A 15,689-nucleotide genomic window follows, 5' to 3' on the forward strand; every position below is an offset into this window, starting at 1 on the left:
TGCTGCATCGAGAAAATTCGATAAATAAAAATTAGCAATTTAGGAGGTATTTTTCTAATATATTTAACAATGGGTCATGATATGTTTTATATATAACGATGGAACTAAGACATATACGCTACTTTTTAGCGGTAGCAGAAGAAAAAAACTTTACCAGAGCGGCGCATCGTTTAAATATGAGTCAGCCGCCTTTAAGTATGCAAATACGAGACTTAGAAGAAGAGCTGGGCGCAGATTTATTTATTCGTTCTCCGCATGGAGTGGAACTGACTGAAGCAGGGTTGGCCTTTTTAAATGCGATTCAGCCTGTACAGCAGCGGGTAGAAGATGCCGCTAACTTGGTCAAACAGGTGGCAAATGGTGAAGTAGGTCAATTACGATTAGGCTTTACAGGCACTTCAATGTTGAACCCTCTAATTCCTAAATGCGTTCGCTATTTCCAGCAGCAATATCCTAAAGTGAATCTTAAACTTGAAGAAGCCAACACCTTACTTCTCATCGATTTGCTGCTTGAAGATTGTTTAGATGTCGCGATTATTCGCTCGCCTCGCCACATTCCAGACAGTTTAATTATTCAAGAATTATTAGCGGAACCACTCATTGCAGCTTTGCCTTCCGAGTCTTTTCAACTCAACGATACATCATCAGAAATTGATTTAACTGCGCTACGAGAGCTTGATTTTATTGTCTCGCCACCTTCCATTAGTGCAGGGCTTTTTGATGCGATTAAACAAGCCTGTCATGAGCGGGGTTTTGAACCTAAAATTGGACAAAATGCCCCACAAATTGTGTCGATTTTATCATTGGTGTCTGCAAATTTGGGGGTGTCTTTGGTACCCGAGTCGACCAAACAATTGCAAATACAGGGCGTGGCTTATCGTTCTTTGAAAGCACCTGTACCTACGGTGGGTTTAGGGCTAGCTTATAAAAAACATAACCCTTCACAAATGGCGATTAATTTTGCCAGTGTGGTACAAGATATTCGCCATTTTAATTAAATACTATAATAAGAGACTAAAGCTTATTTACTATATAACTACCTATAGTTCTTGGCTTATATAAAAATTTTTTAATTTTGGCTGAAAAATAGGCTTATGAATAAAGATTTTTATCTACAAATCATAAAAATTATTATTTTATTTTTTAATAGAATTTATAAAAACTTAATAGTGTTGGAAATTCAGTAAAATTTTTATATTAGTTTTAGTAATAAATTAATTGGTAATTTAAATTTATTCTTAATTATGAACAATTAATCAATTGTTAGGAATTTTTTATAATTTAAATTTAAGCAAAGGCTTACTGTGTTTTTTATAAAATTTAATAATAAGAAAAATGTATTTATACCTCTATCGATGTTTTAATTAATTGTTGCGGCACTAATTTTTTCTTATTTTCAATTTTAAATTAAACTGAATAGTAATAATTATTACAAATAAAGTTTATTCAATTTGAGTACATGGATTTAAATTAGAGTAAATGCTACACTTGTGAATAATTAATGAAACTTAATATAAATAAGAATTTTATAATCAGGATGAAATAATGAAAGTCATATCTAATGAATACGTTGTTATTGTTGGTTCAATAGCCGGTAATTATTTAATTGATGTATTGGTTGGTTAATGTTATAGAATTTTAAATTTATATTTATAACGATTTAGGAACTCTAAAAATTTGGAGTTAAATTATTGTAAATATGGTTTATATTTTTTGAAAAAATGTGATGAAGAGATATTGAATCCCAATTTAAGGCAGGTAGGCCATATTTAATATTATAAAATTCTTGTAAACCTGATTGACTAGTCTAAATTTCATTAAGGTCTTGTCGCATAGAATAAAAATATTGATGTCATTATAGAAATAGGAGTAATTGCTATAGAAGTTATTGTTGGAGAGAGATTTAAATGAACTAAATTAAATTTATCTATAAAGTAATATTGAAAATCTAAATCAAGGCTTAAAAATAAGTCTAATTGATAAATGTATAAAGGAAATAAGGGTTTTTGTTGTGGAACAAATTTTAAATAATGATTTAATGTTAGCTGAGCAGATCGTAAAATTAATTTTTCATAAGCGCCGTTTATTAGCAAATGACTCAGAGCAAGAGAACTTTCAAGAAGAAGCTTTTTTACATATTCAAAAAGTATTGAATTTTGTCAAAAATAAACAACCTATTCATATGATTTTACCTGCTTTTCCAGCTAAATCACCAAATAGGAAAAAAACTTTAGATATTTTCCCTGATAAAGGTGAGGAATTAGCTTTAGCAACATTGAATAAATTATGTGAAAAAATAAAAAATATTTATGCACCTGGAGCAAAGTTAACGATTTGTTCTGATGGAAGGGTTTTTGCTGAACTCGTACGAATCCCGGATGAGGCCATATCTTCTTATAAATATGATCTTATAGAGAGAGTGGGAAAACCTTATGCAGATAATATTGATTACTTTGATTTAGATGATGTTTTTCAAGATATACCAGAATATAGCACACTGCGTGAAGAGTTGATGGTTCAATATGGAGAGTCATTACTAAGCTTAAAACACCGATGTAAGCAAGAAAAACCAGCAGCTGAAATGTATCGTGGGATTTGTCGCTTTTTGACTGAGGATTTTTCAGGTCTTAATGAATTCAAAGGTTGGTCAAAAAACCAGATATTAAATGTAGCTCGTATGAATGCTTACCGGGTAATTCAAAGAAGTAATGCATGGACTAATTTATTGAAGGAGCAATTCCCCAATTCGGTTCGTCTTAGTATTCATCCACAACCCCGAGTTTCAGAAAAAATTGGAATATTTTTGATGGACTCGGATGACAATTGGCGTACACCTTGGCATTCGGTCGTTATACAAGATGATGATGGATTTACTTTGGTTCCACGACACAAAGCAGAAGAAGAAAATGCTTTATTGATCTTTAAAGATGGAAAAGCTAGCCATTATTTGCGTAATAACCAACAAGAAATGTAAGTAAATATAGTTTTATATTTAGAGATTTGAATAATGTTTAGTATAAAAGATTTATCTCCATTTGGAGCATTAATAACGGCATCGGGTGATTATGACAATATTAATGAGATCGGTGCCGACGTTTTAAATAACTTGTTGTCTCAATATAAAGTTTTAGTATTTCGTGGATTTAAAGCATTACCAGATCCACAATATATTAACTTTTGCGAGTCATTGGGCAAGCTGATGTATTGGGAGTTTGGTGCTTTACTCAATGTGAAAATGGAACAAGATCCTAAAAACCATATTTTCTCAAAAGGTCGGGTTGAATTGCATTGGGATGGAGCTTTTGCGAAACAAACTCCAAGAATTAATGCTTTTCAGTGTACGGTATCCTCAGAAGATGGGCGAGGTGGAGAAACACTTTTTGTTGATACCACACGTATTTTGAAGGACATTCCTTCTAGCCAATTAGAAGACTGGAAGAATATTAAGCTATCTTATTCGACTGAAAAGAAAGCACATTATGGTGGCTCAATTGATGTAAACCTCATCGAAAACCATCCTCATAAAGGTCATTCAGTTATCCGGTTTATTGAAATCGAAAATGAAGATAATCAGGAAGTGAATCCTGTGCAACTCTCCATTAAAGATCTAAATCATCAACCAATAGAATCACAAGAAACTGTTCAGTCAATTACAGAGATTTTATATGACCCTAAATATATGTACCAACATCAGTGGGTCAGTGGCGATTACATGTTGATTGATAACAATTCAGTATTACATGGCCGTGCAAAAGTTGAGGGTAATGTGAATCGACATTTAAAACGTGTCCATATCCTGTAACTAATCGATAGAAAGTGTTAACGGATCAAGTGCTTCAGCTGAAGTTATTACGACACTTTTTTCATTGAGTGGGTGGTGATTCTGCTTATCAGCAGAATCATTGCCTAGATTGCTCAAATATTTTAGCTCAAATGAAATTCGTAGGTGGAATCCTAGCCAGAATTACATGAGGGCCTAGTATATTGGGACTCTTTCCCTAAATGCTTTTGTCTCATTTTTGAAGTGACGTAGAGTTAAAAAATCTAAAAATTTTCTTAGCTGCTTATCTAGTTTAACTGAATCCTTTTATTCTCATAAAAATTTGAATAAAGAGTAATTTTAAATAAAAAAATTGTTGTCAGAACCACCCCTAATAGATAAAAAAATCATTTTATAAAGAATAAAAAAGCACAAATAGAAAAATCTATTTGTGCTTTTAAGCTATAAATTTTTAGTTCTATCGATCTAAATAAATTTAGCTTTTCACTCTAAACCAAGCAGCATAGAGTGCTGGAACAAAGAATAGAGTAAGTATCGTTGCGACTGCTAAACCACCCATAATTGCAATTGCCATTGGACCCCATAATGTGGAAAGTGTCAGGGGAATCATTGCTAAAATTGCAGCCAAAGCTGTTAATAGAACAGGACGAGTACGTCCTACAGTAGCTTGAATAATCGCCTGTTCTGGCGTTTGACCAGTAGAAATATTTCTATCTATCTGATCAACCAAAATCACCGAATTACGCATAATCATACCCGCTAGGGCAATTACCCCTAATGTTGCAACAAAACCGAAAGGAGCACGGGTAATTAATAAGGCCAGGCTTACTCCGATCATGCCAAGTGGTGCTGTTAATACCACCATAAACATGCGACTAAAGCTTTGTAGCTGTAACATCAGGAATATTACCCACAGTAAGAACATAACAGGCATAACAGATTGAATAGCTGCATCTGCTTTAGCACTTTCTTCAATTGTTCCACCAGTTTCAATACTGTAGCCAATAGGTAACTTTTGACGCAGGTCATTTAACTTCGATTCAATTTGCTTTGAAACATCTGGCGCTTGAGCATCATTTACATCGGCACGAACACTGAGAGTTGGTAAGCGATTACGTATCCAGATTCCACCTTCTTCTAATACGGGTCTAAGTTCGGCAACTTGATCGAGAGGAATATTTTTTCCATTTGATGCACGAATCGTAATTTGGCTCATTTGAGCTGTATCAAGCCGATTATCTGCTTTTGCTCTTGCTACAACATCAATTAACTCTATGCCTTCCCGAACTTGGGTGACCGTATAGCCACTTAATAACATTTGTAAGGTACGGGAAATATCTTGCGAACTGATTCCCAAACTACGGGCACGTTCCTGATCAATAATAAATCTGATCGCTTTACTGCGTTCATTCCATTGAAAATTGACATCGCGTACATTTGGATGCTGACGCATAATGTCACGAACCTCGGCAGCAATTTCGCGAACTTTTTCTGGGTCTTTACCGCGAACCCTAAATTGTACTGGGTAACCAACAGTAGGGCCTAACTCTAAGCGGTAAACTCGTGTGCGAATATGCGGAAATTGTTGAGTAAGACGATTATGCAAATCAGAAGTTAACTGACTCACTTGTTTAATGTCTTTTGGATAAGCAATTAGCTGGGCATAATTATTTTTAGGTGTTTCCGGATCAAGAGATAAATAAAAACGGGGAGAGCCACTTCCCACATAAGCTGTGTAATCCCGGACTCGTTGATCGCTGGAAAGTAATTCTTCAACCTGTTTCGTTGCATTTAAAGTTGCCGTATAGCTAGCTCCTTCTTCGAGCTGTACATCAATTAAAATTTCTTCACGCGGTGAATCGGGAAAAAATTGTTTAGGAACGAATTGAAAAGCAACTAAAGATAAAACAAAGCTGAGAACAGTGGCCAGTAAAACCCATTTTCTTTTTTTGACGCACCATGCAATTTTACGACTAAACCATTGTGAATATTTATCTCTATAGGAATTTTGTGTGGAGTGGGACTCATGGGGTTTTACCTTGGGAAGTAAAATTGTGCCTAAAAAGGGTGTAAATAAAACTGCTACCAACCATGAAACAATTAAGGAAATCCCAACGACCCAAAAAATTGATCCGGTAAATTCACTTGTTGAAGATAACGCAAAGCCAACTGGGACAAAGCCAGCTGCTGTAATTAAAGTACCTGTTAGCATTGGAAAAGCTGTACTACTCCAGGCGAAACTGGCAGCTTTAAAACGGTCCAGACCTTCTTCCATTTTGACTTGCATCATTTCAACAGCAATAATCGCGTCATCGACTAACAAGCCCAAGGCAATAATAAGCGCCCCTAGTGAAATCCTTTGTAAATTAATATCTAAACGCCACATAAAGAAAAAGGTTATCCCCAAAACTAGTGGCACAGATAAAGCGACAACAATTCCCGTCCGTACACCTAAAGCAAATAAACTGACTGCTAAAACAATGCCTAATGCCAGAATAAAATGTCCAAGAAATTCGTTAACCGAATGCTCAACAAGACTGGGTTGATCTACTATTTTTTCAATAGTCATACCAGCAGGTAAGGACTCTTGAACCTCTTTAATACTTTGGTCCAGATGTTTGCCTAAAGTAAGAATATCGCCTTTTTCTGTCATTGAAACAGCAAGGCCAGTAACACGTTTTCCATTTCGTCTCATGGACATTTGTGGCGGATCGATAAATCCTTTATTAATATAAGCAACATCCCCTAAATGAATATTGTGTGTTCCGACTTGAACTACGATATTTTTTAAGTCTTGTACGGTTTTTACATCTCCATCAACACGAGCATATATACGGGCATGAGGACCTTCAAAAGTTCCTGCTGGCTCAACCGCATTTTGTTTTTGCAATTCATTGACCAAGTCTAAGGGTGAAATATTCAGTTGAGCTAACTTTGCATAATTGAATTCAATATAAAAGCGTGGTTCTTGTACCCCAAGCAAAATGACTTTTGATACATCAGGAACTTCAAGAAGATGATCTCTTGTAGAAAGAAGTACCTGCTTCATCTGTACATCATCATATCCATCAGCATGAAAAGCATAAATAGATCCAAACGTATCCCCAAAGTCATCATTAAAAAAAGGACCCTGAATATCGCTAGGTAAATTTTGCCGTATATCGTTTACTCGCTTACGCGCTTGATACCAGCTTTCTTCAATTTGGCTTTTACGAGTCCAGTCTTTCAAAACTAGAAAGATAGTTGCCTGACCTGGACGTACATAACTTTGTACATAATCGTAATTAGGTACTTCCTGAAGCGTGCGCTGAATTTTTTCGACAACCTGCTGTTCTAAATCTCGTGTTGTAGCGCCTGGCCAATTTACATCTATTGTCATGACTTTTATGGTTAAATTAGGATCTTCGGCACGCCCTAATTTAAAATAAGCTACAGTACCTAAAAGCAGAGAAAGTAACATTGCAAAGATAATTAATGTTCGATGCTGGAGTCCCCAACTGGATAAGTTAAATCCTTTCATGGCAACCTACCATCCCATGCTTTTACAGATATCTTGCTATCCAAACGGTGTACTCCGGCCGTAACAATTCGTTCACCAGCCTGAATTCCTTTGGCTACAGTAATGTTTTCAGTATTAATTTTGCTCAGTACGACCGGTCGAAGTTGTAGATTTTTGGCACCTGGAGGGAGTACCCAAACAGCAGTTTGTTGTCCTTTTTGAAACAGGGCACTAATAGGTAAAATAATTTCCTGATTTACATTGCTGTTTAAAAAATGGACTGTTGCCGACATACCTAATTTAGCCACATCGGGCAAATTGGTTATGGAAATTCGCACACGATAAGTTCGGCTGTTAGGGTCTGCAACGGTTGCGATTTCACGTACACGTCCTGTAAAAGTATGCTCGGATAAGCTAAGTAATTTGATGCTGGCCTGTTGGCCTATTTTAAGTTGATTAATCTGATTTTCTGGAACATCAATCTGTACTTCATTTTCACCGTTTTGCGCCAGTTTAAATATAGGGGTGCCAGCCGAGACAACTTGTCCACTTTCTGCCTGAACTTCTGCAATTGTTCCTGCTGCTGGGGAGCGTAAAATCGTATAACTTAAATCATTTTTTGCCCTGTCAAGCCGGCTCTGTGCTGCATTTACCTGTGCTCGAGTGTTCTGATAGAGGTTTTCAAGATTGTCGAGATCAGCTCGTGAAATAGCACCTATTTCAACCAGACTACGATTACGTTGAAGATCTCTTTGTACTCTTGCGAGAGTACTTTGTGCTTGATGCAGCTCAGCAGATGCTTCCTGAATGCTAAGTCTAAAAGGGGTATCGTCTAACTGGGCTAAGACTTGATTTTTTGTAATGAGTGCTCCTGTATCTACTAAACGTTTGATGATTCGACCTGCTACTCGAAAAGAGAGTTGGCTTTCAACTCTAGGCACAATATTTCCGGAAAAAGATAAATTAGCGAGTTCACTAGCAGGATGCGCTGTGGTGAGTTGAACAGCAATAACCTTTTCTGTTTCCTCGGATTTATTACTACAACCGGTTAGAGGGAGAAAACTTATAAAAATTAAAATTATAAAAATCATATAGATAATTTGTTCTAATGATTTCAATTGATTTTTAAACTCTATTGGAGGCATTGCATGGATCCTTAAAAGGAGATTTTAAATAACTAAAGTTTTCAAAGAAGTATTTTTGTACTGTTTCGCAAAATATTTGAATTTTGTACTGTTTTGTATAAAATAGTCAATAATTTTTTAAGGAGATATCAAATGGAAAGCAAATCTCGGGGAAGACCCCGTTCTTATGACCCTGAACAAGTCTTAGAGCGCGCATTACATGCATTTTGGAAAAGTGGATTTTCGGGAACTTCTCTCGACACTTTGGCTTTGGCTACAGGTTTAAACCGTCCCAGTCTTTATGCAGGTTTAGGTGATAAGCGGACAATTTATATAAAAGCTATGCGTTATTTCCAGAAATATGCCCAAACAGAATTTGGTAAAGCATTGGAACATAAAGATACGGATAGATCCTTTGCAGATGTAATTTTAAGATATTTGAAAACAGCTATTGAAGTGGACGGATATCACGAGGATATTAATTTAAGCGGATGTGCTGTCATATCCACTGCTATGGCTGAGGCGTTAGCTGATAATGAAATTCAGGCTGTATTAAAAGAAGTCTTAATGGAAATGGATGAACAACTTTATCGCTGCTTAGAGGTGGCTAGGCAGAATCATGAATTGCCTCGTGATATTGATATTGATGCATTAGCTTTCTTAATGACTTCTGCGGTGCATAGTATTGGAATTCGTGCTAGAGCGGGTTTGAATTTACAGCAGATTGAAGCATCATTGCTTTCTATATCTAAAATGCTTTGTCCCGCTTAAAGACAAATCGGATTTAAATTAAATAAAGCTCTCTACAGTTTTATTAATTATATTTCTTAAAAAAGTGAGCCTTAAATAGAGCTCGCTATACTATTGGATGTTAATTAAATAGATTCTATATTTTCAATAAGATATAAATTTTTTCGAGTCATGGCCTAGGCGCTTTGTTCATTAAAAAGATGCCTGAAATAATAAAAATTGCGCCATATAAGAACGATAAGGTCGGCTGTTCATGAATGAAAACCCAAGCCATCAGTGCTGCAAAAATGGGTTCTGAAAGTTCAGTCACTTGTACTTTTGCTGCTGGTAAATATGTTAAAGCTTTGGTGGTGCAATAAAATCCCAAAATGGCTAATAATGTTCCCAAAATAGAATGGATATAGATGCTTTCTTTTAAAACTAATCGGCCAAAAAATAAAGCTGAAATAGCAGCTGAGGCCATGAGTACCACCACCACATTGGCCGCGGCCCCATGGTTGTAGGCAATAGTTTCGAAAAAGAACAGTGAAAAAATTCCTAAAAAAGCACATATCGCAATTTGAGTAAAAACGCTGAGTTTGCTTGGAGTACTGCTAATAAAAGCAACTTTTTGGCTAACAGGGACTTTAAATAAAAAAACACTTAAAAAGAAAAAGGCGATGATTGTTTTTAAAAAGGCAATATCTTGAGGGTTTAAACCACTGTGCATAAGTAATTTGCTAATTACACCAATAGAGGCATTGAGTGCAGCCGCACAGAGTGCAAATAAAGTTCCAATAATTAAATTATTCACTGTTATAGTTCTTCGCAATTTTTCACCGCATGCAGTCTACATTATTTTTTTGGTGAATATTCAACTTAAATAATGAGTTAACGCTTAATATTTATATCGATTTATTCTAAATTAATTTAATGAATTTTTATTAAAGACTAAAAGCATTGTAATAGACTTTTGTTTCAGAGAATTGTGATTTATAGAGCTAACTCATATTATATAATTAGTTAATTATTAAAGAATTTTAAAAATGATTAAATCTATTGTTTCAGGTTGCGCGGTTCTCACACTTTCGGCTTTGGCTGTCACACATGCAGAGTTTTCTTTTGAACAAGAGTTACAGCAAGGCTGTAATAAAGTGAAGCAATACGCAAGCTTAGGTAAGAAAAACTACGACCAAAAACAATATAAAAAGGCGCTAGAAAATTTCCAGAACCAAGCCTCTTGGACTGCATTTTGTAAAGCCAATGCAGATGAAACCACAGTTAAATTTACCGACCGTGATATTGAAGTTGCTAACAATAATGTGGGCTTAGCCTATGCAAAATTGGGTCAGCCACTTTGGGCAAGATCGTGGTTTATGCTTGATGAAAAATCAAAATCGAGCCAGTTTAATCTTAAGCAATTACCTGCACCTAAAGCCTCAAATGATTTGTCAGGTGAATATGTCCGTTATTCTGGCTTTGGTGAGTGGGACCACATCACGGTAAGTCGTAAGCAGGGCCAATATGCAATTAGCTATGCGGGTTTATATATGGGCCTTAGAAGCTTAATTTACGGCCCAAACATGGGCGAGTTCGACACCAAAATGCCGACTAATAAAAAGCAAACAATCTATAAAAATGAAGACTGCCGCATTCAGCTCGATTTTAAATCTAACGCGAAATTAGGAAACTATATTCAAGTTAAACAAAACGAGGGTAACTCGGGGTGTGGCTTTGGACATAATGTTTATGCAGATGGAACGTATTTAAAAGTTGAGTCCGGAAAATAAAAAACGATAGGAACACAATAATGATAAATAGATTTGCACGGTTGCTACTCGTTTCTACGATTGCGATTTCTGCTCAAATTTATGCAGAGCCAACCAGCACATGCAAAGAGGTGAAATTTCAGCAGGCTGACCAAGCTTGGAGCGGGCACTATTATTTACATGGTGTGATGGAAGTCGGTTCCGAGCTTTTACTTCAGCCAGATGGTAAGTTTAAATGGATGTTGGCTTATGGCGCTTTAGATCAATATGCCGAAGGTACATGGTGGAAAAACGGTGACTGTATTGGTTTAAAACCCGAGGCTAAATTTAAAAAGGATTTAAGTATATTTCCTGAAAGCCTATCGATTTCTGACAAGTCCTTAGACGCGATTTGGGAAGGTGGGCGCCAGCAAGGCAGTTATAGCAAAAACTAAATAAAAAAGTCCGACACTGAGTCGGACTTTTTTATGGCTTAGATATTAGTGGTTCACCGCGGCAAGTTGCTGAGCGTTATAGCGTGCGCCCATGTTTGGATATCTGGCAATAATCGCGTCGATTTCTGCCAAATCTGCTGCTGTTAAATGAAGGTCTACAGCACCCGCATTTTCTACAAGACGTTCGATTTTACGCGTACCCGGAATTGGAATAATGTCGTCACCTTGCGCCAAAATCCAAGCCAAAGCCAGTTGAGCTGCTGTCGCGTTTTTGCTTTGAGCAAAGTCACTAAATGCTTGCGCTAAGCTTTGGTTATTTTTCCAGTTGTCGCCTTGATAGCGTGGTAACTGGCGACGGAAATCACTTTCGTCTAGGCTGCTCACATCAAGCGTATTGGTGATTAAACCACGCGATAACGGTGAATACGGCACAAGGCTAATACCTAACTCACGAATAGTTTGAAAGTGCGTATCTTCCAGTTCACGAGTAAGCAATGAATATTCATGTTGAACCGCTGCAATCGGGTGAATTGCATGCGCTTTACGAATAGTTTCAGCCGAAGCTTCACTGAGTCCTAAATAACGAACTTTACCTTGTTTTACCAAGTCAGCCATTGCGCCAATCGTGTCTTCAACTGGAATGTTTGGGTCAATACGGTGTGCATAATACAAATCAATCACGTCTGTATTTAAGCGTCTTAAACTATTTTCGACCGCAACTTTAATCCATTCTGGAGAACCATCGATATAAGACTCTAACGAGTTTTGTGGGTTAAGGTTGTCTTCTTTATAACGAAAGCCAAATTTGGTCGCCAAGAACACTTTGTCGCGATGTTTTTCTAAAACTTTTGAGAGTAAAACTTCGTTTGCGCCGTTGCCGTACATGTCGGCGGTGTCCCAAAAGTTAATGCCGAGGTCTAATGCCTTTTCTAGAGTGGCAATGCTTTGTGTGTCGTCTGAGGCACCATAGGCAAAGCTCATTCCCATGCAACCTAAACCAAGTGCTGATACTTTTTCGCCTGTTTGTCCTAAAGTTCTATATTTCATTTTTCACACTCTTTTTGCAAAATCACTTGAGTAGAAAAACTATAAAATGCTTTGGCTCAAACTGACGTATAACATTCAAACCAATAATTATAAAATTCAAACAATCTGTTTTAGGCTACACAGTCTTCGCGGAATTTTTTAGGCGAAAAGCCAGTATTTTTCTTAAAGAAATTGGTGAAATACGCTGAATATTCAAAGCCTAAGCTATAGGCAATTTCGGAAATATTCCAACTGGTGTGTTGTAGCAGCGCTTTAGCTTCTTGCGTAATGCGCGAGCTAATATGTTCAGACGTGGTTTTGCCTGTAGCTTCTTTTACAGCTCGGTTTAAATGGTTTACATGCACCGACAAGCCATAGGCATAGTCATTTGCAGTTTTGAGTTTAAGCTGAAAATGGGGCGAGTCGATTGGGAACTGGCGCTCTAATAATTCAAAGAACAAATGGCAAATCCGAACCGCAGCATTACTATGTTTTTCAAACTGTTGGGTCGGTTGCATTTTCATGGCTTCATGCACAATCAGGTGCAAATAGTTTCTTAAAACGTTGTATTTATGAATATAGTCTGAATTTATTTCACTCATCATCTTTTTGAAAATAAATGAAATTTCCTCAACCTGTTGGTCGTTTAAAAAATATAGCGGGTCGCCGTCAACTTTAAACAGCGGTGAGTCTTTTAAAAAGCTTTGTCTTGATTCTTGGTTTACAAACTCTTCGGTAAATAGACAAAACCAACCTGCCTGTTCAGGCGAATTAATTTCCCATGCATAGGGCACCATTGGGTTTGAAAACAGTAAAGCAGGGCGGTCGACTCGTATCCAGCGGTTGGCGTAGTGAAGTTCGCCTGTGCCTAAAACCAATGAAATTTTATAATAATCACGGCGGCTATAAGGCGTTAAAAACGAGCAGGCATCGCGTTGGAACACGTTGAAATGTCCAAACGAAGTTGATGGAACCGAGTAATCGCTATCTCTGGTTAAAGAAAAGCGGCGATAAAAATCATGTATGGTTTCCATGTTTTTGCCTGCATGCGTTATCAATTTATTTAAAGTTATAAAATTCAAACTTTATTTACTGTAGCTTTTATTTATAGCGCGATCAATCTGTTCATTTAAACAGGTTTGAAAATGAATGATAAATTAACAATGAAAAAATGAGCCGTTAGAAATAAAAATATTTTATAAATTAATAATATATGAGCATTGACACTTAAAATCTTGAGAATTATTCTTTGCCTGCAAACTACTTTAGGGTAGAACGAAAAGGGGACACCTTTGGGTGTGCTGGTGCTGTACCCAGCCTGCTAACCTCTTTTCGTTTTGCCACCATTTACGGTAGAGCGATAAGGGGACACTTTCGGGTGTGCTGATTTTTGGGTAAATCAGTCTGCTAACCTCTTTTCGTTTTACCACCATTCTATGGTAGAGCGATAAGGGGACACTTTCGAGTGTGCTGGTTCTGTGTGTCCAGTCTGCTAATCTCTTTTCGTTCTGCCACCATTTTTATTATTACCATGATATTTTTAAATTTAAGTTGAAGGTCTTTTTAGCTTAAATATCTAATTGAATGAAAACAAAAATTATTTAACCAATTTCTATTCAACCTTACATTGACACTCAAAAACACGCGGATTATCCTTTGCCTGCTGGCCTACATTGCCAGCCGGTTTTAGCAGACCGTCTACAAAAGGCGCACAACAATGCTGTTTTGGTTTTTGTGCGTTCTCTTAAGTCACGCCTTTATGGTGAGGCTAGGAGGGACACCTTCGGGTGTGCTGGTTTCCTTTTGTACCAGTCTGCTAACCCTTCTAGTCTTGCCACCATTATTTAGCAGTAATTAGTAAGACTCTTCTAAATCAAAAGGAGTTCGCCGTTATGCGCACTATTTCATCTCTTTCATTGGCAACCTTCGCCAAAATCTTTACCTCTATATCGCACTGGTCTTTAAAACGGTTTAACCGACTCTAGGTTTTAAGACATAGGTCATTACGACTAAAAATCATAGCAACAATAAAACCTGAGATAGGCGAGCACACCATTTTTGTGCGGCTTTTGCATGCCTGTTTTTAGCGCTCAATTTAAGAGCGACGGCATTTCTATCTCTTTTACATACAACAAAAAATTATTTTAATCGGTATAAAAATGCCAAATTTAGAAGCTTCATTTAGAGCATTAAGCGTGCTCCACACGGCAAAAGGTTTATTTAAACAACATGGGTTTCATATCGGTATAGATCGAATTATTGAGGAAGCTAAAATTCCCAAAGCCACTTTTTATAACTATTTTCACTCCAAAGAAAGGCTCATTCAGATGAGCTTAACTTTTCAACTAGATGCATTAAAACATGAGGTGTTTTCAATTATTCATTCGTACCGCGAACTCATGGCATTCGATAAACTCAAGAAAATTTACCTCTTGCATGCAAATTTAGAGGGCTTTTATCGGTTGCCATTTAAAGCCATTTTTGAAATTGAAAAGATCTATCCAGCAGCATATAAACTCGTGATTGACTATCGGAACTGGTTCATTAAAGAAATTCATAAACTCCTTTTAACTGTAAAAGAGACTGCTACAGTTGAAGATGCGCACATGTTTTTATTTGTGATTGATGGCGCGATGGTTCAGCTTGTGGGGACCAATAACACCGACGAAAGGGATGCGTTGCTCGACTATTTTTTAAGTCGGGTTTGATCGGGGAAGGCCTGACGGGAGTTGGGCTTTTATAATTATATTAGGATTAAATTAAATAAAAATGAATTTAAGATTAAAAATATAGTAACTAAAAATATTGTATATCAGAAATATTTAAAATTTAGTTAGAAAAATATTATAACTTCTTGCGGCGACAGTTTATGTCGTGCGGCTCTAATCTACTATAGTAATAGTAAAATTAAAAATATAAAATATTTATAAAGACTTAAAGATAATTTAATGTATAAACTATCTTTAATTTTTTTAGGATTAATTTTTTATGGTTCAAGCAATATGTGAAATTAATGAATACATTGTCCATAAGTTAGAAAAAGAAGTTAATACTACTGGTGAAACTACTTTAACTTTAAGAAATAGTCCATTAGCTGTAAATGATTCAGCTCAACGTTTAATCGATGCAATACATGAAAAATATGATGTGTGCTGAAAAAACAGGAGGTTTTAACTTGGTAAACTAAACACACTCATCAGGAGTTTACCATGAGCAAGAAACACAAGACTTACACCACAGAATTTAAAGCTGAAGCCATCAAATTAATTGAAGCCAATCAAGGCAATGTCTCGGAAACAGCCAGACAACTTAGCATTTCAATGCAAA

Annotated in this window: 14 protein-coding genes; 9 read left to right on the forward strand and 5 right to left on the reverse strand. The window is 36.5% G+C overall.

The genetic code is table 11. The features are described from left to right. Positions 1 to 98 precede the first annotated feature (98 nt). The 3 genes from sxtR to ACINWC141_RS12195 all read left to right on the forward strand — a co-directional run bounded on the left by sxtR (position 99) and on the right by ACINWC141_RS12195 (position 3,802). Entirely contained in the window at positions 99 to 998 is a 900-nt protein-coding gene (gene sxtR, locus ACINWC141_RS12185; protein ID WP_009391553.1) for a multidrug efflux pump transcriptional activator SxtR, read from the forward strand. A gap of 1,013 nt (positions 999 to 2,011) precedes the next feature. Continuing rightward, positions 2,012 to 2,974: an isocyanide synthase family protein gene (locus tag ACINWC141_RS12190; protein ID WP_009391551.1), complete on the forward strand. Its 963-nt coding sequence runs from the start codon at positions 2,012 to 2,014 to the stop codon at positions 2,972 to 2,974. Positions 2,975 to 3,007: 33 nt separating this feature from the next. Then, positions 3,008 to 3,802 (forward strand): TauD/TfdA family dioxygenase, encoded by a 795-nt coding sequence (locus tag ACINWC141_RS12195; protein ID WP_009391613.1) that lies wholly within the window; start codon positions 3,008 to 3,010, stop codon positions 3,800 to 3,802. Positions 3,803 to 4,256: 454 nt separating this feature from the next. On the opposite strand, the gene ACINWC141_RS12200 is transcribed toward ACINWC141_RS12195, so the two are convergent. Both ACINWC141_RS12200 and ACINWC141_RS12205 read right to left on the reverse strand, forming a co-directional pair. Then, on the reverse strand, positions 4,257 to 7,301 hold the full coding sequence (locus ACINWC141_RS12200; protein ID WP_009391587.1) for an efflux RND transporter permease subunit: 3,045 nt from the start codon (positions 7,299 to 7,301) through the stop codon (positions 4,257 to 4,259). Next, a complete protein-coding gene (locus tag ACINWC141_RS12205; RefSeq protein WP_009391599.1) occupies positions 7,298 to 8,425 on the reverse strand; it encodes an efflux RND transporter periplasmic adaptor subunit in 1,128 nt (375 codons plus the stop codon). Before ACINWC141_RS12205 ends, ACINWC141_RS12200 begins: the two co-directional genes overlap by 4 nt. 132 nt (positions 8,426 to 8,557) lie before the next feature. On the opposite strand from ACINWC141_RS12205, the gene ACINWC141_RS12210 reads away from it, so the two are divergent. Further along, on the forward strand, positions 8,558 to 9,175 hold the full coding sequence (locus tag ACINWC141_RS12210; protein ID WP_009391597.1) for a TetR/AcrR family transcriptional regulator: 618 nt from the start codon (positions 8,558 to 8,560) through the stop codon (positions 9,173 to 9,175). 148 nt (positions 9,176 to 9,323) lie between these two features. On the opposite strand, the gene ACINWC141_RS12215 is transcribed toward ACINWC141_RS12210, so the two are convergent. Further along, on the reverse strand, positions 9,324 to 9,947 hold the full coding sequence (locus ACINWC141_RS12215) for an EamA family transporter (protein ID WP_009391590.1): 624 nt from the start codon (positions 9,945 to 9,947) through the stop codon (positions 9,324 to 9,326). Positions 9,948 to 10,179: 232 nt separating this feature from the next. Between ACINWC141_RS12215 and ACINWC141_RS12220 the strand changes: the two genes are divergently transcribed. Together ACINWC141_RS12220 and ACINWC141_RS12225 are read left to right on the forward strand one after the other, a co-directional pair. After that, positions 10,180 to 10,923 (forward strand): hypothetical protein, encoded by a 744-nt coding sequence (locus ACINWC141_RS12220; RefSeq protein ID WP_009391559.1) that lies wholly within the window; start codon positions 10,180 to 10,182, stop codon positions 10,921 to 10,923. Between the two features lie 20 nt (positions 10,924 to 10,943). After that, a complete protein-coding gene (locus ACINWC141_RS12225; protein ID WP_009391549.1) occupies positions 10,944 to 11,336 on the forward strand; it encodes a hypothetical protein in 393 nt (130 codons plus the stop codon). 45 nt (positions 11,337 to 11,381) lie between these two features. On the opposite strand, the gene ACINWC141_RS12230 is transcribed toward ACINWC141_RS12225, so the two are convergent. Beyond that, entirely contained in the window at positions 11,382 to 12,383 is a 1,002-nt protein-coding gene (locus ACINWC141_RS12230; protein WP_009391556.1) for an aldo/keto reductase, read from the reverse strand. A 110-nt stretch (positions 12,384 to 12,493) separates the two neighbouring features. Continuing rightward, positions 12,494 to 13,396 carry a helix-turn-helix domain-containing protein gene (locus tag ACINWC141_RS12235; protein ID WP_009391601.1) on the reverse strand — a complete coding sequence of 301 codons (903 nt, stop codon included), beginning with the start codon at positions 13,394 to 13,396 and terminating at the stop codon, positions 12,494 to 12,496. Between the two features lie 1,125 nt (positions 13,397 to 14,521). On the opposite strand from ACINWC141_RS12235, the gene ACINWC141_RS12240 reads away from it, so the two are divergent. The 3 genes from ACINWC141_RS12240 to ACINWC141_RS12245 all read left to right on the forward strand — a co-directional run. Beyond that, a complete protein-coding gene (locus ACINWC141_RS12240) occupies positions 14,522 to 15,070 on the forward strand; it encodes a TetR/AcrR family transcriptional regulator (protein WP_009391588.1) in 549 nt (182 codons plus the stop codon). Between the two features lie 280 nt (positions 15,071 to 15,350). Further along, positions 15,351 to 15,518: a hypothetical protein gene (locus ACINWC141_RS20110; protein ID WP_009391630.1), complete on the forward strand. Its 168-nt coding sequence runs from the start codon at positions 15,351 to 15,353 to the stop codon at positions 15,516 to 15,518. A gap of 53 nt (positions 15,519 to 15,571) precedes the next feature. Further along, a partial coding sequence (locus tag ACINWC141_RS12245; protein ID WP_009391566.1) for an IS3 family transposase occupies positions 15,572 to 15,689 on the forward strand: 118 nt, incomplete at its 3' end.

This window comes from Acinetobacter sp. WC-141 (genome assembly GCF_000313935.1).
GTDB lineage: Bacteria > Pseudomonadota > Gammaproteobacteria > Pseudomonadales > Moraxellaceae > Acinetobacter.